The sequence below is a fragment of the Pseudomonas sp. FDAARGOS_380 genome, from assembly GCF_002591235.1.
In the GTDB taxonomy this organism is placed as follows: Bacteria; Pseudomonadota; Gammaproteobacteria; order Pseudomonadales; family Pseudomonadaceae; genus Aquipseudomonas; species Aquipseudomonas salmasensis.
In genome coordinates, this window is the sequence record NZ_CP023969.1 from 4,683,144 (window position 1) to 4,702,297 (window position 19,154).

At 62.2% G+C, this 19,154-nt stretch carries 16 protein-coding genes; 8 read left to right on the forward strand and 8 right to left on the reverse strand.

Annotation, left to right across the window (positions count from 1 at the left end; translation table 11 throughout):
• Positions 1–26 precede the first annotated feature (26 nt).
• The 5 genes from CRN80_RS22045 (at position 27) to CRN80_RS22065 (ending at position 6,540) form a co-directional block, all read left to right on the forward strand.
• Positions 27–2,540, forward strand: coding sequence for a TonB-dependent receptor (locus CRN80_RS22045; protein WP_098951130.1), 2,514 nt, complete (start codon positions 27–29; stop codon positions 2,538–2,540).
• Between the two features lie 174 nt (positions 2,541–2,714).
• The gene (locus CRN80_RS22050) at positions 2,715–4,580 is read left to right on the forward strand and encodes a phytase (RefSeq protein WP_098951131.1); all 1,866 of its coding nucleotides are present in this window, start codon (positions 2,715–2,717) and stop codon (positions 4,578–4,580) included.
• A gap of 47 nt (positions 4,581–4,627) precedes the next feature.
• The gene (tolQ, locus tag CRN80_RS22055) at positions 4,628–5,320 is read left to right on the forward strand and encodes a protein TolQ (protein ID WP_032896820.1); all 693 of its coding nucleotides are present in this window, start codon (positions 4,628–4,630) and stop codon (positions 5,318–5,320) included.
• A 15-nt stretch (positions 5,321–5,335) separates the two neighbouring features.
• Complete coding sequence (gene tolR / locus CRN80_RS22060; protein ID WP_098951133.1) at positions 5,336–5,782, forward strand: protein TolR; 447 nt, start codon at positions 5,336–5,338, stop codon at positions 5,780–5,782.
• Positions 5,779–6,540, forward strand: coding sequence for an energy transducer TonB (locus CRN80_RS22065; RefSeq protein ID WP_098951135.1), 762 nt, complete (start codon positions 5,779–5,781; stop codon positions 6,538–6,540). The genes tolR and CRN80_RS22065 overlap by 4 nt, the downstream gene beginning before the upstream one ends.
• Before the next feature lie 65 nt (positions 6,541–6,605).
• Here CRN80_RS22065 and CRN80_RS22070 read toward each other — a convergent pair whose 3' ends face one another.
• The 6 genes from CRN80_RS22070 to CRN80_RS22095 form a co-directional block, all read right to left on the reverse strand.
• Positions 6,606–7,553, reverse strand: a complete 948-nt coding sequence (locus tag CRN80_RS22070; RefSeq protein WP_098951136.1) for a D-isomer specific 2-hydroxyacid dehydrogenase family protein — start codon at positions 7,551–7,553, stop codon at positions 6,606–6,608.
• The gene (locus CRN80_RS22075) at positions 7,550–8,719 is read right to left on the reverse strand and encodes an acyl-CoA dehydrogenase family protein (protein WP_098951138.1); all 1,170 of its coding nucleotides are present in this window, start codon (positions 8,717–8,719) and stop codon (positions 7,550–7,552) included. Before CRN80_RS22075 ends, CRN80_RS22070 begins: the two co-directional genes overlap by 4 nt.
• A 160-nt stretch (positions 8,720–8,879) precedes the next feature.
• Positions 8,880–10,220: an LLM class flavin-dependent oxidoreductase gene (locus CRN80_RS22080; RefSeq protein ID WP_098951139.1), complete on the reverse strand. Its 1,341-nt coding sequence runs from the start codon at positions 10,218–10,220 to the stop codon at positions 8,880–8,882.
• A gap of 10 nt (positions 10,221–10,230) precedes the next feature.
• Positions 10,231–11,205, reverse strand: a complete 975-nt coding sequence (locus tag CRN80_RS22085; protein ID WP_098951140.1) for an ABC transporter substrate-binding protein — start codon at positions 11,203–11,205, stop codon at positions 10,231–10,233.
• Between the two features lie 82 nt (positions 11,206–11,287).
• The gene (locus CRN80_RS22090; RefSeq protein WP_098951141.1) at positions 11,288–12,871 is read right to left on the reverse strand and encodes a rhodanese-related sulfurtransferase; all 1,584 of its coding nucleotides are present in this window, start codon (positions 12,869–12,871) and stop codon (positions 11,288–11,290) included.
• Positions 12,868–13,479, reverse strand: a complete 612-nt coding sequence (locus CRN80_RS22095) for a cysteine dioxygenase (protein ID WP_032896829.1) — start codon at positions 13,477–13,479, stop codon at positions 12,868–12,870. The genes CRN80_RS22090 and CRN80_RS22095 overlap by 4 nt, the downstream gene beginning before the upstream one ends.
• Before the next feature lie 213 nt (positions 13,480–13,692).
• Between CRN80_RS22095 and CRN80_RS22100 the strand changes: the two genes are divergently transcribed.
• On the forward strand, positions 13,693–14,598 hold the full coding sequence (locus CRN80_RS22100) for a LysR family transcriptional regulator (protein WP_032896831.1): 906 nt from the start codon (positions 13,693–13,695) through the stop codon (positions 14,596–14,598).
• Between the two features lie 524 nt (positions 14,599–15,122).
• On the opposite strand, the gene CRN80_RS22115 is transcribed toward CRN80_RS22100, so the two are convergent.
• Positions 15,123–15,908 (reverse strand): DeoR/GlpR family DNA-binding transcription regulator, encoded by a 786-nt coding sequence (locus CRN80_RS22115; RefSeq protein ID WP_032896832.1) that lies wholly within the window; start codon positions 15,906–15,908, stop codon positions 15,123–15,125.
• A gap of 120 nt (positions 15,909–16,028) precedes the next feature.
• Here CRN80_RS22115 and CRN80_RS22120 point away from each other — a divergent pair, with 120 nt between their 5' ends.
• A complete protein-coding gene (locus CRN80_RS22120) occupies positions 16,029–17,189 on the forward strand; it encodes an alpha-hydroxy acid oxidase (RefSeq protein WP_098951147.1) in 1,161 nt (386 codons plus the stop codon).
• A gap of 192 nt (positions 17,190–17,381) precedes the next feature.
• Here CRN80_RS22120 and CRN80_RS22125 read toward each other — a convergent pair whose 3' ends face one another.
• Positions 17,382–18,308, reverse strand: a complete 927-nt coding sequence (locus tag CRN80_RS22125; protein ID WP_032896836.1) for an alpha/beta hydrolase — start codon at positions 18,306–18,308, stop codon at positions 17,382–17,384.
• A 165-nt stretch (positions 18,309–18,473) separates the two neighbouring features.
• On the opposite strand from CRN80_RS22125, the gene CRN80_RS22130 reads away from it, so the two are divergent.
• A complete protein-coding gene (locus CRN80_RS22130) occupies positions 18,474–19,061 on the forward strand; it encodes an NUDIX domain-containing protein (protein ID WP_098951149.1) in 588 nt (195 codons plus the stop codon).
• Positions 19,062–19,154: the final 93 nt, after the last annotated feature.

Genomic DNA, 19,154 nt, shown 5'->3' on the forward strand with positions numbered 1-19,154 from the left:
GCCAACGGATTCTTGGGGAGGGTTTCATGTACAAGCGCACCGGGCTCGTCAGCTTTACGCTTACCGCCTTGGCCCTGGCGATAGCCTGCGAGCGGGTCAATGCTGCCGAAGCGGCCACTACCGAGCATGTCGATGTGGTCGGCCAAGCCGCTGCGATCGACAGCGCCCTCAAGGAGCAGCGTTCTTCCGACAGCATCAAGAGCGTGGTGCATGCTGACGGCGTCGCGCAGTTGCCGGATGAGAACGTTGCCGAGGCGGTGCAGCGTTTGCCGGGCATCAGTGTTGAGCGTGACCAGGGCGAGGGGCGCTTTGTGAGCGTGCGCGGCCTGGGCCCGGACCTCAACAGCGTGACCATCAACGGCACGCTGGTGCCATCCCCCGAGAGCGAGCGCCGTGCCGTGGCCCTCGATGTTCTGCCTTCGGAATTGGTGCAGTCGTTGTCGGTGATCAAGACGCTCACACCGGACATGGACGCCAACTCCCTCGGCGGCACCGTTGATGTGAAGAGCCTGTCGGCGTTCGATCACAAAGGCCTGTTCTACACCGGCAGCACCGAGGCCAGTTACGACAAGAACACGCACCAGACCAGCCCGAAATTCTCCGGCGCCGCCAGTAACCGGTTCAGTCTCGGCGACGGTATCGACAATTTTGGCGTGGCCGCGGCGCTCAGTTGGCAGAAGCGTGATTTTGGCTCGGACAACGTCGAAACCGGCGGCGCCTGGGACTTCAGCAACGGCGCCCGGCTCAACGAATTCGAGCAGCGCGACTACGACATCAGTCGTGAACGCGCCGGTGGCGGCCTTAACTTCGATTACAAGCCCGATGACGTGAGCAGCTACTACCTGCGCACGCTCTACAGTCGCTACAAAGACACCGAAACCCGCAACGCCGCCAGCCTCGAGTTCGCTGACCCGCAGGCGCCCGGTGAATTGGGCGAAGCCGAGGGTAAACGCAAGCTCAAGAACCGCGAGGAAACCCAAGAAATCCAATCCTACGTAGTGGGCGGTGAACGCATGCTCGGCCTGTGGACCCTGAGCGGCCAGGCTGGTTACAGCCGTTCCAGCGAAGACAGCCCGGGGCATATTGCCGGTGCGACCTTCGACGGCGGTGACTTTGCCGACAGCGGCTTCTACGACAAGTCCAAGCCGCGCCCGATCGTGGGTAGCGGTTTCTACGACCCCGCTAATTTCAGCCTCGACAAAGTCGACTGGGAAAAACAGCACACCCAGGACACCGAGAAAAACCTGCGCCTGGACCTGGCCCGCGACTATGACCTGCGCGGTTACGCATCCCAGTTCAAGTTCGGCGGCAAGGTCAGCCGGCGCCACAAGGACAATGACCTGGAGGCCTGGGTCTACAAGGACCTGGATGAACAGGGCTTGAGCGACGACCAACTCAACCTCACACAGTTCCAGAAGGGCAACGTCGACTACCGCCTCGGCCGCTTTGGCCCAGGCATCAGCGCTGGCAATATCCGCCAGTTGATCGGTGGCCTCAATCGCGATGACTTCTATGACCCCACCGAATCCACGGTCAACGACTTCACCATTCGCGAAGACATCAACGCCGGCTACCTGATGAACACCGTCGATATTGACGACTGGCGCTTCATCGCCGGCATGCGTTACGAGGGTACTGAGTTCGAAGCCAAGGGCACCGGCGCCACGGACGGCCAGTTCAGCGCCACCGAGACCAAGCGCCGTTATCACCACTGGCTGCCGGGCCTGCATGCGCGCTACCAGATTGACAAGAACACCCAGGTACGCGCCGCCTGGACCAAATCGGTGGTGCGTCCGACCTTTGGCCAATTGGCCCCGGGTTTTGTGATTGACGATGACGAAGCCACCTTCGGCAACCCAGACCTCAAGCCGCTGGAATCAAGCAATCTGGACCTGGGCATCGAGCATTTCATGGGCCGTGCCGGTACCGTGTCGGCCTTCGTGTTCTACAAAGACATCCAGAACTTTGTCTACAACACCGACGTGGCCGGTACCGGTGCCTGGGCCAACTTCGCCGAGGCGCACACCTTTGCCAACGGCGACAGCGCCAAGCTCTATGGCCTGGAACTGGCCTATTCACAGAAGTTCGACTGGCTGCCTGCGCCGTGGAACGGCCTGATGATCGGCGCCAACAGCACTTTCAGCCGTTCCAGCGCGGACATCGAGGGCTTCGACAGTGCCAGCGGGCGCAATCGCAAGCGCAACATCAGCCTGCCCAACCAGTCCGACACGGTCGGCAACCTGATGCTCGGTTGGGAAGACGACAAGCTCAGCCTGCGCCTCTCGGCCAACTACAAATCGGCTTATTTGTACGAGCTGGCGTCGATCAACGACAAGGCCCATGACCTGCACGTCGACGCGCAAACCTTCGTCGATTTCAGCGCGCGCTACTCACTGACCAAAAACCTGCAGGTCAGCTTCGAGGCACAGAACCTCACCGACGAGTCGTACTTCGTCTACACCGGCCACCGCAGCTACAACGGCCAGTACGAAGAGTACGGCCCCACCTACAAGCTGGGCCTGACCTTCACCCATTTCTAACCGTTGCCCCCCCCTGTAGGAGCGAGCTCGCTCGCGAAAAACCTCAACGATAACGCGTGCTGCCTGAATGAACGCGGCGCCTGTGCGTTTTTCGCGAGCAAGCTCGCTCCTACAGGGCATCAGGGCAAGCCGTCCCAAACGGGATCTCTATTGTTTTCGAAGGATTGCCTGTTCATGAGAATTTCCAAGCTGTGCCTGTTGGTTGCGCTGGTAACCAGCGGCAATGCGTTCGCCACCGAGCTGGCGTTGACCCCTTGGGCACCCAGCCTGAATGCCCAAGCCGTGGCCTTCCTGCCCGACGGTACCCAGCGCGTGGCCGCCAGTGCCCGCGACGGCCTGTTGTTGCTCGACGATAAAGGCGCCGAACTGGCCCGGTTCAAGGGCCGTTTCAGCAGCCTCGACACCCGCGTCGCCGGCACTCAATCGCTGATCGCCAGCCTCGACAACGACCGCCAGCAGGCCTTGCTGATCGGTCTCGATGGCGCCGGCAAAACCTGGGGTGCGCCGCTGTACGTGCCGACCCGCGACTTTGCGGTAAATAGCCTGTGCCTCTATCGCGATTCGGCGGCCAACCTGTTTGTGTTCCTGGTCGGTGAAGAGGGCAAGGGCGAGCAGTGGCTGGTGGGCAATGGTTCGACCCTGCTGGCCCAGGCGCAGCGTGTTCGCAGCCTGCCACTGCCGCCATCGGCGCAGTACTGCCAAGTGGATGATGCGGCCGAGCGATTGGTGGTGAACGAGCAAAACGTCGGCTGGTGGGCCTACCCGGTGCACCCGGAAGCTGAGGTGAAACGCACGCCCGTGGCGCTGTTCGACGACCCCGCGCGGGAAGCAGGCACCATGGCGCTGGTGCCGGGCGGGATGCTCGCGTTGGACCCGAAAACCGCGCAATTGCACCTGTTCCAGCAAGTCGGGGAACGTTGGGTTGAGCAACCCAGCCTGGCTTTGCCGGGCCTCAAGGAACCGGAGCAGTTGGTGATACAGGGCCGGCAGGTGCTGGTGCGGGACGACGACAGCGAGCAGCTCTATCAGGGCCGCCTTGACTGGCAGGCCACGCCGGTGCCGGTTGCGCCGATACTTGCGCAAGTCGCCGCCCTGCGCCAGACCGAACCCGTGGGTCGCCAAGGCGACGCGGCGGATGATCCGGCCATCTGGATTCACCCGGACACGCCCGCCAAGAGTCGTGTGCTGGGGACCAACAAGAAACAGGGCCTGCTGGCCTACGATCTCGACGGCAAGTTGCTGCAGGAGCTGGCAGTGGGGCGCCTGAACAATGTCGACCTACGCCCAGGCTTCAAACTGGGTACGCACACCGTCGACCTGGCCGTGGCGAGTAACCGCGACCGCAACAGCCTGAGCCTGTTCAGCATCGACCGTCAGAGCGGCGAGCTGCGTGAAGCCGGTGAGGTCCCCACGCCACTCAAGGAGATCTACGGCATCTGCCTGTACCAGCCCGCCAGCGGCGAGCTTTACGCGTTTGCCAATGACAAGGACGGCACCTTCCTGCAATACCGCCTGAGTGCACCGGCTGGCCGTGTGCAGGGCGAGTTGGTGCGCCAGTTCAAGGTCGATAGCCAACCCGAGGGCTGTGTGGCCGATGACCAGCGCCAACGCTTGTTCATCGGTGAGGAAGATGTGGGCGTGTGGGCGATGGATGCCCGTGCCGAGCAACCGGCCACGCTCACTTCGGTGATCAAAGTCGGCGCGCAACTGCACGCGGACGTCGAAGGCCTGGCGCTGTATCAAAGCCCCGCACGGGATTACCTGGTGGTCTCCAGCCAAGGCAATGACAGCTACCTGGTGCTGGACGCCGAGCCGCCATTCGCTGTGCGCGGCGCCTTGCGCGTTGGCCTCAATGCGGCCGCCGGCATTGATGGCGCCTCGGAAACCGATGGCCTGGAGGTCACTGCCGTCAACCTCGGTGGGCCATGGAGCCAGGGCATGCTGGTGGTGCAGGACGGGCGCAAGCGCATGCCCGAGCAAGCCCAGAACTTCAAGTTCGTGCCCTGGGCCGAGGTGAGCCGCGCGTTGAAATTGCCTTGAGCTGTCATCACGCAGTCATCCGTTTTTAATCGAATAGGAGCTTCACCATGCACGCGACGATGGAACATATGACGATCTGGAGTTTGATCAGCGACGCCAGCCTGTTGGTCAAGGCCGTGATGATCACTTTGCTGTTGGCGTCCTTGCTCAGCTGGTACCTGATCATTCAGCGCAGCGGTGTGCTGCGTGGCCTGGAACGGCAGCTTAACGGCTTCCTGGCGCGCTTTCGCGTGGCGTCGGACCTGCAGCCCTTGTATCGCGAAACCGTGCAGGCAGGCGAGGGCGGTGTCGCGCCGATCTTTATTGCCGGCATGCAGGAATACCAGCACCTGCACCACCACGATCCGGCCGTGCTCGAGGGGGTGGAGCGCGCCTTGCAAGTAGCGATCACCGAGCAGGAACTGGAGCTGGAAAAGGGTCTGCAATTTCTGGCGACGGTGGGGTCGGTCAGCCCCTATATCGGCCTGTTCGGGACTGTGTGGGGCATCATGAATTCGTTCCTTGGCTTGTCGCAAGTGCAGCAGGCCACGCTATCGACCGTGGCACCGGGCATTGCCGAAGCCTTGATTGCCACGGCCATTGGCCTGTTTGCGGCGATTCCGGCAGTGATCGCCTATAACCGCTTTGCGGCACGCAGCCAGACCTTGCTTACGCGCTACTACGCTTTTGGCAATGAGCTGCAAGTGCACCTGCACCGCACGCTGCGCGGTACCTCGAACAACCTGGCCGTGGCCGCCTGAACAAGGAGCAAAGCGATGTTGACCAGGCCGCAACGCAAGCACGGGCCCAAGGCCGAGATGAACGTGGTGCCCTACATCGACGTGATGCTGGTGCTGCTGGTGATCTTCATGGTCACCGCGCCCATGCTCACCCAGGGCGTGAAGATCGAACTGCCCAAGGTCGCCGCCGAGGCGCTGGCTACCGATACGCGCCAGCAGATCCTGACGTTATCGGTGAAGGCCGACGGTGGCTACTACTGGAACCTGGGTGACGAGCTGGATACCCGCCAGCAGACCGACAGTGCGGTGACGCTGGAAGAAATGAGCGCCAAAGTCATGCAGGTGGTGGCGGCGCGCAGCGATACCCAGGTGTATATCCGCGCTGACGACAATGCCGGTTACGGCCGTGTGGTGGCGGCCATGGCGGTGCTGCAGAAGGGCGGTGTCAGCCATCTTGGGCTCGTCACCGAGGCCCCACAATGACGGCGATGAGCATGCGCAGTCCGGCATTGGGCTTTGCGCCTAACAACGATGGTTTCTGGCGCAAAAGCCTGGCAGCGAGTCTGGCCGTGGCGCTGCATGGTGCGGTGGCAGTGGCGTTGATGCTGGGCTGGTCAACGGAACGACCAGGGGTGGATGCGCCACGGGTGATGCACACGCAGTTGGTGGTTTTACCAGCGCCGACGCCAACGCCGGCGCCGACACCTGAGCCCGTCGCTGCCGCGCTGCCAGAACCTGTTGTTATCCCGGTACCGACCAAACCGACGGTCGATCCCCAGCTCCAGGCGCAAAAGCTCGAGAAAGCAGCCCTGGCGCGCAAGCGGGTGGAAGAAAAGAAACTGGAGCAACAACAGCAGCGCCTGGCGACCGAGCAGCGCAATCGTGAGTTGGAACAGCAACGCCTGAGCCAGGCGCGTGCCGCTGCGGAAAAAGCCCAAGCCCCCGTGCCTGCGCCTGCCCCTGCATTCGACAGTCGCCAATACCAGCCTTTGAGCAAGGCCGCCCCCGACTACCCCGAACGCGCCCTGGACAAGAACATCGAAGGCGACTGCTCAGTGGAGTACACCGTCAACACCCAGGGTCACGTGGAAAACCCCAAGGTGCTCGACGGCTGCCACCCGTTGTTCATTCGGCCCTCATTGGCGGCGGCCAATACTTTTCGCTACCAGCCGAGAATCGTCGATGGCAAGGCTGTTGCCGTGCCGGCGGTGCGCAATACCTTCCACTACCGCATCAAATGAGTTTCTCCTGGCGGTGGTTCAGTTGAAGATTCAGTGACAGACACGCCGCCTTCGCGAGCAAGCCGTCAAGCATTCGCGAGGTTCCTTAACTCAAGGCCCGCCACATACCGTTCCAGATTTGCCAGGAACGTATCCGCAATTTCTTCCTTGCTGTTGGTCGAAATAGCCGAAGTATGCGGCGACAGCCTTACCCTCGGATGGCTGTACAGCGGGTGCCCGTCGGGCAGTGGCTCTGGCTCGGTGACGTCGAGGGAAGCCAGGCCGATCTGGCCGTTATCCAACGCGTGCAACAGCGCTTGCTGATCGAGCAGGCCACCGCGGGCAATGTTGATCAGGTGCAGCCCCGGCTTGGCGCTGGCCAGTACATTACGGTCGATGATATGCCGCGTCGCTTCGGTCAAGGGGGCCGCCACCACCAGGTGATCGGCGCGGGCAAACAGGTCGTGGATGTCGTTGGCCGCTTCCACGCCATCGAGGCCGAACGGCGTTGTGCTTTGACGCAGCGCCACGACCTTGAGCCCCAGTGCCAGGGCCTTTTGCGCCAGGCTTGCGCCAATCGCGCCAAAGCCCAAAAGGCCCAGCGTGGTGCCTTTGAGCGGGCGCAGCGCGGTGAACTGCCATTGAGCATCCTTTACCCAGATATCCGGCAAATGCTTGGACGCGGCAAAGATCGCCGCCAGGGCGAACTCGGCCAGGTTATCGGCGGCGCTGCCGCGGGAAGTGGTCACGGGGGGGCCGTTGAACAGCCACTGGGGGTAGAAGTCGATACCCGACGACACCAGGTGCACCCACCGTGCGCCGTAGGGCCAGCCCGGTGGCGGGGTGTCGGGGGCGGTGTAGCCACGCACATTGATCGGGCGCAGCAGCAGGATATTGGCGTGGGGCGGCAAGTCACTGGGCACACCGACCGGCACGCCGATTACCTGGGCTTGGGGGTGCAGTGGCGCAAGACGCTCACGAATCACCTGGTTGAAGTCTTCGTCCAGTTGGCTGGCAACAATTACCTGGCTCATGTGCGTTCCTTTTGGCGCTGGTTGAACACCGCTTTGCCGACGCCTTGCAGCACGGCGTCATTTTGCGGAGTGTGGACGCGGCTGCACAGCACATCGCGGTAATGCCGTTGCAGTGGGCTATGGCGTGACAGGCCAGGATTGCCCGAGGCTTCGATGGCCAGCTCGACCGCACGGATTGCATTGCCGGTCACCAGGTACTTCACCTGTGCGGCATTGGCCGTTGGCGTGTGGCCCGCAGCGGCAGTGTCGAGCAGGCTGCGGTTGGCAAACAGCAGCGTGTCGATATGGCCGACGGTCTCCTGAAAACGCGGCAGGGTAGACAATGCCGCGCCGAGATTTGACGGCTTGCGCTCGTCCAGCCAGTGCACCAGCCAGTCCCGCGCCGCCTGAGCCACGGCGTCGTACACCGACGACAGCAACACCGACATCCACAGGAAGCCTTCGCCATCCAGCTCCGCTTGCGGGGCGCTCCAGGGGCTGACGCTAACCGCATGGTCCAGGGGCACCAGAACGTTGTCGAGCACCACCTCATGGCTGCAGGTGGCGCGCATGCCCAAGTGGTCCCAGGTGTCGATGATGCTGACACCGGGGCTGGCCTTGGGCACCAGCCAGGCGCCTACCAGTGGGTCGGCGTCGTCGCTGCGCGCCCACACGCTGAACCAGCTCAGGCCATGGCTGCCGGTGGAGTAGAGCTTGCGCCCGCTGATCCGCCAGCCCTCGGCGGTGCGCACCGCGGTGGTGGCCGGCAAACCTCCACGGGCCGGGGTGCCCAGGTCGGGTTCGACACGCAGGGCATTGATCAGCGCGCCGTTTTGCACCGCCTCTTGCGCGACCTGCACGCGCAGGTGTGCGGGCCAACTCTGGTTGTCTTGCAGGCGTGCGTGTTGCAGGTACTGCATCACCAGGATCAATGCCGTGGACGGTTCGCCCTTGGCGATGGCGCTGATGACCTTGCGCGCCTGGGCCAGGCTGGCGCCACCGCCGCCGAGTTTTTTCGGCACGGTCAGGGCGATGAGGTGGTGTTGGTGCAACAGCCTGAAATTGGCGTGGGGGAAGGCGCCGCTTTCGTCATACAGGGGCGCGGTACTGGCCAGCTCGGCGCTGAGGTGGTCAAGCAGGGCGTCGAAATCGACGGCTTCCACAGCCTTGAGAGACGGTTGAGTCATAGGTCTGTACTCGGGCAAAAGTGTGGCAGGGTGGCAAGCCCTGAACACCTGTAGGAGCGAGCTTGCTCGCGAAAAACGTCAACGATAACGCGTACTTCCTGAATAAACGCGGCGCCTTTGAGTTTTTCGCGAGCAAGCTCGCTCCTACAGGGGAGAGCCTTCAGGCCAGGGCTTGTTCGGTGGCTTCGATCACGCTGTAGCGGTTCGCTGGTACCTTGAGACCCAAGTTGTCGCGCAACGTATGGCCGCTGTACTCGGTACGGAACAACCCCCGCTGTTGAAGCACCGGCACCACCAGCTCAGTGAAATACTGCAAGCCATCCGGCAGCACCGAATTGATGATGAAACCATCGCTGGCGCCGCTCTCGAACCAGGTCTGGATCGCGTCCGCGACCTGTCCCGGGGTGCCGACAAAGTCGCGCTGGGGCCGCGAGAAACGCAGGGCCACTTCGCGCAGGGTCAGGCCTTCGTCACGGGCCAGTTGCTTGATACGCTCGGAGCCACCTTTCTGGCTGTTGGCGCCCAGGTCGCCCAGTTCGGGGAAGGGCGCATCCAGCGGGTACTGGCTGAAATCATGGTCGTTGAACGGCCGGCCGAGGGCGACGATGGCGTCTTCCACGGTGACCAACGCCACGGCTTGCTGGTAGCGGCTTTCCACTTCGGCGGCATCACGCCCGACAATCGGGCGAATACCCGGCAAAATCGACAGGCTGTCCGGGTCACGGCCAAAGCCCTTGGCGCGGCGTTTCAAGTCGGCGCTGTAGGCCTTGCCTTCGTCGATAGTTTCCACATGCACGAAAATCGCATCAGCGTTTTCAGCGGCAAAGTTACGCCCATCCTCCGAAGTGCCCGCCTGGAAAATCGCCGGTTGGCCCTGGCGCGAGCGCGCGATGTTCAGCGGGCCTTTGACCGAGAAGAATTCGCCCTTGTGGTTAAGCGCATGCAACTTGCCCGGGGTGAAGAATTCGCCGCTGTGCTTGTTATAGGCAAAGGCGTCGTCCTCCCAGGAATCCCACAGACCCTTGACCACATTCAAATGCTCCTTGGCGATGCGATAACGCACGGCGTGGGGCGGGTGCTCGGCCTTGCCGAAGTTATCGGCGGTGCCACTCAGCCACGAGGTGACCACGTTCCAGCCGGCGCGGCCGCCGCTGATATGGTCCAGCGAGGCGAACTGGCGTGCCACTTGGTAAGGCTCGGTGTAGCTGACGGTCACGGTTGCGACCAGGCCGATGTGAGTGGTCAGCGCGGCCAGGGCCGAGAGGATCGTCAGCGGCTCGAAACGGTTGAGGTAATGGGGGCTGGACTTGGGGTGGATATGCAGGCTGTCGGCGATGAACACGAAGTCGAACCGGGCGGCTTCGGCCAGTGCGGTCTGCTGCTTGTAGAAGCCGAAATTGGTGCTGGCGTCCGGTTGTGCCTGCGGGTGGCGCCATTCGCCCCAACCGTGGCCGACGCCGTGCACCATGGCACCGAGTTTCAATTGACGTGGCTTGCTCATGTTCTGCTCCTTAGCGCGAGGCTTGTTCGAGGGGGATACGCTTGGCGTTGAAGCTGGAATCGAAGCCCTGGGAGACGTCGATGTGTTTGCTCAGCAGGCCTTCTTTTACGTAGGTGTCGGCGGTGGCTTGCAGGCCGTGGATCACCGTATCGTCAATCGTGACGGGGGACAGGTGGGTGTCTTTGGCCACTTCGATATGCACGGCCAGTGGCAGGCCAGTGATCTTGGCCTGGGCAGCGGCGTATGCCTCGGGATGGGTGTTGGCCCAGGCGTAGGCGCGATCAATGCGGGCGACAAAGTCGTCCAGTTGCACGCGCTTGTCGGCAATGGCCTGGCCGGTGGCGGCGAAGTACAGGTGATTGCTCAGCAGGTGCTTGCCGCTGACCAACACGCGAGCCTTGCTTTGTGAGGTGACCACGGTGGTGTAAGGGTCCCATGTCGCCCAGGCATCGGCGGTGCCGTTGTCGAGCACCAGCCGGGATTCGGCGGGCAGCAGGAAGATGAACTGCACATCCTGGGTGGTCAGCCCGGCATCGTTCAGGGCCTTGATCGCCAGGTAATGCCCGATGGAGCCGCGCCCGGTGACGATTTTCTTGCCCTTGAGGTCGGCCGCGGTCTTGATCGGTGAATCCTTGGGCACCAGCAGCGCGGTGGTGTTACGGCCTTCGGCATGGATGATGCTGATCACCTTGATCGAGGCGCCGGCGCCAAGGGCGAACACATAAGGGGCATCGCCCAGGGCGCCGACATCCACGGCACCGGCATTCAGCGCTTCGCCCAGGGGCGAGGCCGAGGGGAATTCCGACCATTTGATCTCGTAGGGCACGTTCTGGCTTTCGCCCGAGGCTTCCAGCAGCGCCTTGATCGTGGATTTCTGGTTGGCCACGCGCAGCGGTTGCAGGTCGCCAGCCTGGACGGTGGAAAGCAGGCCGAAGGCGAGGGCAGTGCCCAGCAACAGGCGTTTGAATGCAATGGCGTACAGCATGGGCAAAACTCCAGGCGTTAGGTAAAGGAAAGTACCTCCGCCTGGAGAAGGGGTCGGTTGAGCGAAACGGTGCTGCGGTGAATCAGATCACGTAGAAACCATGGGTGCCGTCGCGGGCCAGTTGTTCCACGAGGCCGAACTCCCAATCCAGGTAAGCCTGCATGGCTTCCCGTGGGTTGTCGGTGCCTTCGTAAGGGCGGCGGTAGCGGTCAATACGCGGGGACGCCAGGTGGCTTTCGCCTGACTCAAGAGGCAGTTGCGCCTGGATCCAGCCGGCCGTGCCGTCCTGCAGCAAAAAGACCGGCTTGCCGGTGAGCGCCTCGACTTCCGGCACCGCCAGGCGCGCCAGTTGGCTGCTGCCGCAGGTCAACACATAGCGCTGGGCGCTCGGTACCTTGGCCAGAGCCTCTGGCAGTTGCGCGCGCAGCACCCACCAGGCGCCGGGGATATGACGTTTCACGTAGTTGGCGCTGGCGGTGAAGTCCAGCACCAGGGTGTCGCCATGGCCGAGCCAGTCGGCAAGGGTGTGGGGGCTGATCAGTTCGGCCTGGGGCGCTGGCGGTACTGGCGCGACCCATGCGCCGCGCTCGCTGAAGTGCTCCGCTTGCAGGTCATCCAATACGTACACCTGCCAGCCCAACTGGGCCAGCCACGACGCGGACATATTGGCGCGCACGCCGTCGTCGTCCACCAGTACCAGGCGCGCACCGCGCACACTGGCAACGTGGTCGGTTTCCTGCACCAGTTGCCCGCCCGGGGTGGCGCGGGCGCCCGGCAGGTGGCCGGCTTCGAATTCTTCTATGGTGCGCACATCGAACAGGTAAGTGGTGCGTGTCGCGTCCTGTTGCCAGCGCTGCAGATCATTGAGGGTTGCACGTTTTACCGAGGCTTTGTCGGCAACACCACGGGCCTCTTGGGCGGCCAACTGGCGATGGTTTTCCGAGGTCGGTGCAAAGCGGCGCGTCTGCCCATGGGCGAGGGTCTGCCCGGCCAAGGTCCAACCGATGGTGCCGTTGCGTAGGGCCGCCACCGGGTTGGGGAGGCCGGCATTGATCAACGACTGGGTGCCGATAATGCTGCGAGTGCGCCCGGCGCAATTGACGATGATGCGCGTGGCCGGATCGGGCGCCAGCTCACGGGCGCGCAACACCAACTCGGCCCCCGGCACGCTGATGCCCGTGGGGATGCTCATGGTCTGGTATTCGTCGAAACGCCGTGCATCGAGCACCACCACATCGGCCTGGCTGTCGAGCAAGGCCTGGACCTCTTCGGCGGCCAGGGACGGTGTGTGGCGCTGGCTCTCCACCAGTTCGCCAAACGCCTTGCTCGGTACATTGACGTCGATAAACAGCTCGCCACCGGCCCGGCGCCAACCGTCCAGCCCACCCTCCAGCAGGCTGACCTGGGTGTAGCCCAGTGCAACCAGGCGTTCGGCGGCGCGCTGGGCCAGCCCTTCGCCGTTGTCGTACAGGGTGACTTGGGTATCGCGGCGTGGAATGCGCGCGTACACCTCCAGCTCCAGCTTGGACAAGGGGATATTCGCGGCGAACAGCGGATGGGCCTCGGCAAAGGGCGCTTCTTCGCGTACGTCGATCAGGGCGACTTCTTCGCGTGCCAACAGGGCTTGGCGAATCTGCGCAAAGCTGCGGGTCGATAGGGTGGTCATAGGGCAGGGCTCTTTTCTTTGGACAGGTCCCAGATGTTCGGGAGATAGGCGTTGGAATAACCGGAGATAAACAGTTTTTCGCTGCCGTCGGGTTGATACACCGCCCGGCGCACCGCGCCGATATTGGCGCCGTATACGTGGATGCTGATGGACACCTGGTCGTCGTGGGCATTGCTGACCTGATGAATATCGCCGACCTTGGGCGACACCGCCTCGACCTGGCCCGGCAGCAATTGCACGGGTTCGCCTTGCGCTACCAGGCTGCCGCTCGGCGCCCGGGCAAACCCCTGGGAAAACTCCGCCCCGCGCAACATGCCGATCAGCCCCCACACCCTGTGGTCATGAATCGGCGTGCGTTGCCCTGGCCCCCACACAAAGCTGACCACGCTGAAGCGCTGGCGCGAATCGGCATGCAGCAAGAATTGCTGGTAGCGCTCCGGGTCGGGCTGGGCGAACTCGTCGGGCAGCCAATCATCGTGGCTGACCAGTTGCGCCAGCAGCTTGCCGCCACGGTGCAGCAGGTCGCCTTCACGCGGGTTGCCGTCGATCAATTCCGCCAGGGCGCCTATGAAGGCTCTGAGTCTCTCGGGGTGTCGGGCCTGGGTCATGACCATTCCATCGGGCTGTTGGTGTGCTTTTATATAAGCATAATGTTTATTTTTAATATGCTATTTTTTAATGATTAGCTTATAGCCGAAGGTAATTTAGAACCGGTTTGAATAGTGTTAGACGTTATTGATCGCAGGGTGGGCTATCCAGACCTGTGTGCGGCCACTATGCTTCACGCACATCTTAATGACTGATCTGTATGTGCGGCCCAAATGAAAATTGACGATATCGATGCCTTTGTCGAAGTGATTCGTTGCCAGTCCATCAGCCATGCCGCCGCGTCGTTGCAGCTGACCCAGCCAGCCATCACCCGCCGCGTGCAGAACTTCGAGCAGGCCCTGGGGGTGGAGCTGTTCGACCGCAACACCAAGCCGCTCAAGCCGACGCTGATCGGTACCCGCGTTTATGAACAATGCCGGTTGATCCTGCGCGAGATGGATGCCCTGCGCGAACTGGTGGCCACCGATGCTCCGCCCACCGGCGTGCTGCGCTTGGGTGTACCGCAGACCATCGGCGATGTGGTGCTGCTGGACGCGCTCAAGCACCTGCGCAGCGAATACGCCGACTTGCGCGCCCAGGTTGCCACCGGCTGGGGCAGCCAATTAGTCGGCAAGATCGAGCGCGGTGAACTGGATGCGGCGGTGGCGTTGTTCCCTGCGGGCAAGATCTTCCCGGACAACCTGGTGGGTGAGTCCATCGGCAAGATGGAGTTGGTGGTGGTCTGTGCCAAGGCGCAGTTGCCGAAGAAACCTTGCAAGCTGGCGGACGTGTACCAGAGCGGTTGGATTCTCAACCCGGACGGCTGCGGGTTCCGTGCGGGGTTGCAGCGCACCTTGTCTGACCAGGGCCTGGCGCTGCGGGTGAACCTGGAAACCTTTGGCACTGAACTGCAACTGGGGCTGGTGGCTGATGGCCTGGGCCTTGGCCTGGTGCCACGTCCGTTGCTGGAACGTAGTGCTCATCGCGAGCACTTGGCGGCGATGCCTCTCAAGGATTTCAAGCCGGTGATGGATTTGTGGCTGATCTATCCGCATTTTCTCGGCAACTTGCAAGGGCCGGTGGATGCGTTTGGTCAATGGGTGGCGGATGCTTTGCACAAGATTCGCAGCGCTGCCTGACGTCCTGCCAGCCGACGCCTATCCACCTGACACCCCACGATCCAACTGTGGGAGCTGGCTTGCCTGCGATGACGGCCTCCCAGCCGACACCTATCTACCTGACGCCCCACAATCCAACTGTGTGGGCTTGCTCGCGAAGGCGGACTGACAGTCAACACAGTTGGATGGTGTACATATCCATTGCTGCGGTAACGGCCCCTTAGGGTTCCGCCCTGACGGCGGCTCACTTTTGAAAAGCGCAAAAGTAAGCAAAACGCTCTTGCCCCACCACTCGGCACCTCGCCTAGGCTCGGTGTGCCCGTAATCCGCCAGTGATTTGGGGGGCCGCCGCCACGCGCCATCCATGGCGCGGGGCGGCTAAACCCGCATCCCTGCCGGTTTACCCCCCAAATCCCCGTCGAATTCCGGCCAGCGTGGTTTGACGGGGCGCCTGAGATCAAGATCACAAGCGGCTCGCTTCGCATCGTGGTTACCGTTCCTAGATGGCTGGCTTGCCCTTTTTGTAGGAGCGAGCAAGGGTTGCATCACTGCACGTCCACTCGCTGCACCTGCAGCCCCAGCTGTTCATACGCCTGCACATCCGGCGCGTCCCGCTCGGTAATCAGCGTATGAATACGGCTGCACGGCGCAACCACAAAGGGTTCCACTGCGCCGAGCTTGTCTGAGGTGGTCACGGCGATGACGTGGGACGCGCTGTCGAGCAAGGCTTGCTTGACGGCCACTTCACCAAAGTGCAGCGAGGTGATGCCCACTTGCGGGTGCAGTGCGCAAACCCCGGTGAACAACAGGTCGGCCTTGACGCTCTGGATCAGGCGCACCGCTTCATGGCCGCCGGTGGAGAGGGTGGCTGGGTTGAGTGGGCCGCCGGCCAGGATGATCTTCACGTGCGGATGGTCGGCCAGGGCGATGGCGATCATCGGTGAGGGGGTGACCACGGTCAGGTGCAGTGCATGGGGCAAGCACTGCGCGATCTGCAAGGTGGTGGAGCCGGAATCGAACAGCACAATCTGGCCGTCTTTAACCCGGTCCGCCGCTACGCGTGCGAGGTGGCGCTTGACCTCGTCGGTCTCGCCGACACGGGTAAAGAAATCCTTGCCGGTATCCTTGGGCCGGGGCAGGGCGCCGCCGTGTACGCGTTGCAACAGGCCGGCGGCGGCGAGTTCGCCGAGGTCGCGGCGGATGGTGTCCTGGGACACGGCAAAATGCTCGACCAACTCGGAGGCGGTGACCTTGCCGTCGCGTTCCAGCAACAACAGAATCTTCTGCTTGCGCAGGGAAGGCAGGTCGATGGCTTGATGGGTGTTGTGCATGTTTGTGCGCTTTATTGCGGGTTTGTGCGAGATTAATCGCCAGACCCTCTAAACGCAACGGCTGGTTGCCTACGCTCCTGCCGGTTACTCTCTGTGTTCAGTTCAGGGAGAGGTGACCCGATGCCGTTGATCACAACCATCGAAGACTTACGCAAGCTGGCGCAAAAGCGTGTGCCCCGCATGTTCTACGACTACGCCGATTCCGGCTCCTGGACTGAGAGCACCTACCGCGCCAACGAAACGGATTTTGCACGTATCAAGTTCCGCCAACGGGTGGCGCGCAATATCGACGAGCGTTCGATCCGCGCCAGTATGATCGGCCAGGACATGGCCATGCCCGTGGCGCTGGCACCGACCGGCCTGGCGGGCATGCAGCATGCCGATGGTGAAATCCTCACTGCCCGTGCCGCTGTCGCATTCGGGCTGCGCTACACCTTGTCGACCATGAGTATCTGTTCGCTGGAAGACATCGCCGAGCATGTCGGCCAGCCGTTCTGGTTCCAGCTGTATGTGATGCGCGACCGCAGTTTTATCGAGCAGTTGATCGAGCGCGCCAAGGCTGCCGGGGTGGATGCATTGGTGCTGACCCTGGATTTGCAGATTCTGGGGCAGCGCCACAAAGACTTGATCAACGGCCTGTCCGCGCCACCCAAGCTGACCCTGCCGAATATCCTCAACATGATGACCAAGCCGCGCTGGGTGATGGGCATGCTGGGTACTCAGCGGCGCGGCTTTGGCAATATTGTCGGGCATGTGAAGGGCGTGGCCGACATGAGTTCGCTGTCGTCGTGGACCGCCCAGCAGTTTGACCCGCGCCTGAGTTGGGACGATGTGGCGTGGATCAAAAAGTGTTGGGGCGGCAAGCTGATCATCAAGGGCATTCTCGATGTGGAGGATGCACGCTTGGCGGCCGATTGCGGTGCCGATGCGTTGGTGGTGAGCAACCACGGTGGCCGCCAGCTTGATGGCGCGCCGTCGAGCATCAGCCAATTGCCGGCGATTGTCGAAGCCGTGGGCAACCGCATTGAAGTGTGGCTCGATGGGGGGATCCGTTCCGGCCAGGACGTGCTCAAGGCCATGGCACTGGGCGCCAAGGGCACCATGATCGGCCGCCCGCATTTGTATGGGTTGGGGGCGATGGGCGAGGCGGGCGTGACCAAGGCGCTTGATATCATCGCCCGCGAACTGGACGTGTCCATGGCGCTCTGTGGCTATAAGGATATACGCGAGGTGAATCGCGAAATCCTGTTGCCCGGTACCTTTCCTGGAAGCACGGCTTGAGCAAAAAAAACGCAAAAATATAAAAAGAGTTGTCCACGAAAACCGTGGGTATCTCTGTGGATAACTTTGCGAAGGCCCGGCAGCGTTGGCGATTTCCGCGAAGATCATTATTTGATCAACTTGCATTTCGGGCCAACATGGCCAGGGTTTGCGCTTGACAGCCAAGCGCGAACCCAGTGTCGAAAAGCGTATTTACGAGGCGTTATCGCGGCCTGTGGAGTGTGTCACCACCTGGGCGGGCATCTTGGTGCGCATCAGGTTTTCCAGCGCCTGGCCATAACTGCGCCCAGCCAGGTTCATGCTGTTGTTGTGGCTGGCGCCTGGCACCAGCAACAGGTGCTTGGGCTGCTGGGCGGCTTCGAACAACTGCTGGCTGAAACGCGGCGGTACGTAGCGGTCGTCGAGGCCGTGGACCACCAGCAGCGGCATGTGGATGTCGGCAATCTTGTCGATGGAATCGAACTTCTGCGACAGCAACCAGCGCACCGGCAATGAGGTGTTGGCAACGGCCGTGGCGACATCCGCCAGGGAGGTGAAGGTGGACTCGATCACCAGCCCACGCACCGGCAGCGGCACCTGCTTGCCCAGCTCGGCGGCGAGGTCGATGGCGACCGCGCCACCCAGGGAGTGCCCGTAGATCAGGCGCTTGCTGGGGTCTGGTTGCAGGGTCTGGAAACGCTCCCAGGCAATGCGCGCGTCCTCGTACACCGTGGCTTCCGAGGGCAGGTCGCCCTGGCTTTGGCCAAAGCCGCGATAGTCGATGGCCAGGACCGAAAAGCCCAGGGCATGCAATTGCTCGATGCGAAACAATTGGCCCGTGAGGTTCCAGCGTACCCCGTGCAAGTAGAGGATGGCGGGCGCGTCTTTGTTGGTTGCCGGGTACCACCAGCCATGAATGTTTTGCCCTGCTTTGAAACTGGCGGGCTTGAGTTCAAATTCCTGCACCGCCTTGGGCAAGCCGGTGTACCAGCCGGCGGTTCCCGGCTCGATGCGAAACACAAGTTCGCGCTCTTTGTGTTGCAGCACAGCGCAGCCGACTGGCAGGCCGACGATCAACACCGCCATGCACAGCCAGACAAACCAGCGCAGGCCCCGGCGAGGGATAGAAGCAGAAGACATGAAGGTTCCAGAACAAAGGTGAAGCACGGGTTTTACCAGATGGCCTGGGTGGGCAGGCATTAATGCGACGATCGTGGCCGATGAAAGTGTTACAGCATTGAACAATCCTCGTGCGGATTGATAGGGTGGACGGCTTGAACCTGCCCCACCTGTAAAGGCCCACACATGAATAACAGCCCCGTGCGCATCACCGCCGAAGAAACCCTCTCGGACAACTGGTACCTGCTGAAGAAATACAGCTTCGACCTGCGCCGTCGCGACGGTAGTTGGCAAGCCCAGACCCGCGAGGTGTATGACCGGGGCAACGGGGCGACCATCCTGTTGTACAACCGCGCACAACGCACGGTGTTGCTGATTCGCCAGTTCCGTATGCCTACGTTCGTCAACGATTACCCCGGCTACCTGATTGAAGCGGCAGCCGGTTTGCTCGACAACGCCAGCGCCGAAGAGCGCATCCGCCTGGAGGCCGAGGAAGAGACCGGCTATCGCGTGGGGCATGTGGAAAAAATCTACGCGGCGTTCATGAGCCCGGGATCGGTAACCGAGCGGATTCACTTTTTTATCGGCGAATATCAGCCAGGTGACCGAGTGGGGGCGGGTGGTGGCCTGGAAGAAGAGGGCGAGGATATCGAGGTGCTGGAGCTGGGCTTCGAGCAGGCACTGGCGATGGTGCAGAGTGGGGAGATTGTGGATGGCAAGACGATTATGTTGTTGCAGCATCTGGAGTTGCGGATGTTGAAAGAGGGGTGGTGAGGTATGCCTTCATGTGCATAGGTATCTACACAACTTCGGTACGACGCTAAATCTGTGGCGAGGGAGCTTGCTCCCGTGACGGCCTGGCAGCCG

Coding starts and splice junctions, on each gene's coding strand:
- CRN80_RS22045 (WP_098951130.1), top strand. CDS start 27: ATGTACAAGCGCACCGGGCTCGTCAGCTTTACGCTTACCGCCTTGGCC.
- CRN80_RS22050 (WP_098951131.1), top strand. CDS start 2,715: ATGAGAATTTCCAAGCTGTGCCTGTTGGTTGCGCTGGTAACCAGCGGC.
- tolQ (WP_032896820.1), top strand. CDS start 4,628: ATGCACGCGACGATGGAACATATGACGATCTGGAGTTTGATCAGCGAC.
- tolR (WP_098951133.1), top strand. CDS start 5,336: ATGTTGACCAGGCCGCAACGCAAGCACGGGCCCAAGGCCGAGATGAAC.
- CRN80_RS22065 (WP_098951135.1), top strand. CDS start 5,779: ATGACGGCGATGAGCATGCGCAGTCCGGCATTGGGCTTTGCGCCTAAC.
- CRN80_RS22070 (WP_098951136.1), bottom strand. CDS start 7,553: ATGAGCCAGGTAATTGTTGCCAGCCAACTGGACGAAGACTTCAACCAG.
- CRN80_RS22075 (WP_098951138.1), bottom strand. CDS start 8,719: ATGACTCAACCGTCTCTCAAGGCTGTGGAAGCCGTCGATTTCGACGCC.
- CRN80_RS22080 (WP_098951139.1), bottom strand. CDS start 10,220: ATGAGCAAGCCACGTCAATTGAAACTCGGTGCCATGGTGCACGGCGTC.
- CRN80_RS22085 (WP_098951140.1), bottom strand. CDS start 11,205: ATGCTGTACGCCATTGCATTCAAACGCCTGTTGCTGGGCACTGCCCTC.
- CRN80_RS22090 (WP_098951141.1), bottom strand. CDS start 12,871: ATGACCACCCTATCGACCCGCAGCTTTGCGCAGATTCGCCAAGCCCTG.
- CRN80_RS22095 (WP_032896829.1), bottom strand. CDS start 13,479: ATGACCCAGGCCCGACACCCCGAGAGACTCAGAGCCTTCATAGGCGCC.
- CRN80_RS22100 (WP_032896831.1), top strand. CDS start 13,693: ATGAAAATTGACGATATCGATGCCTTTGTCGAAGTGATTCGTTGCCAG.
- CRN80_RS22115 (WP_032896832.1), bottom strand. CDS start 15,908: ATGCACAACACCCATCAAGCCATCGACCTGCCTTCCCTGCGCAAGCAG.
- CRN80_RS22120 (WP_098951147.1), top strand. CDS start 16,029: ATGCCGTTGATCACAACCATCGAAGACTTACGCAAGCTGGCGCAAAAG.
- CRN80_RS22125 (WP_032896836.1), bottom strand. CDS start 18,308: ATGTCTTCTGCTTCTATCCCTCGCCGGGGCCTGCGCTGGTTTGTCTGG.
- CRN80_RS22130 (WP_098951149.1), top strand. CDS start 18,474: ATGAATAACAGCCCCGTGCGCATCACCGCCGAAGAAACCCTCTCGGAC.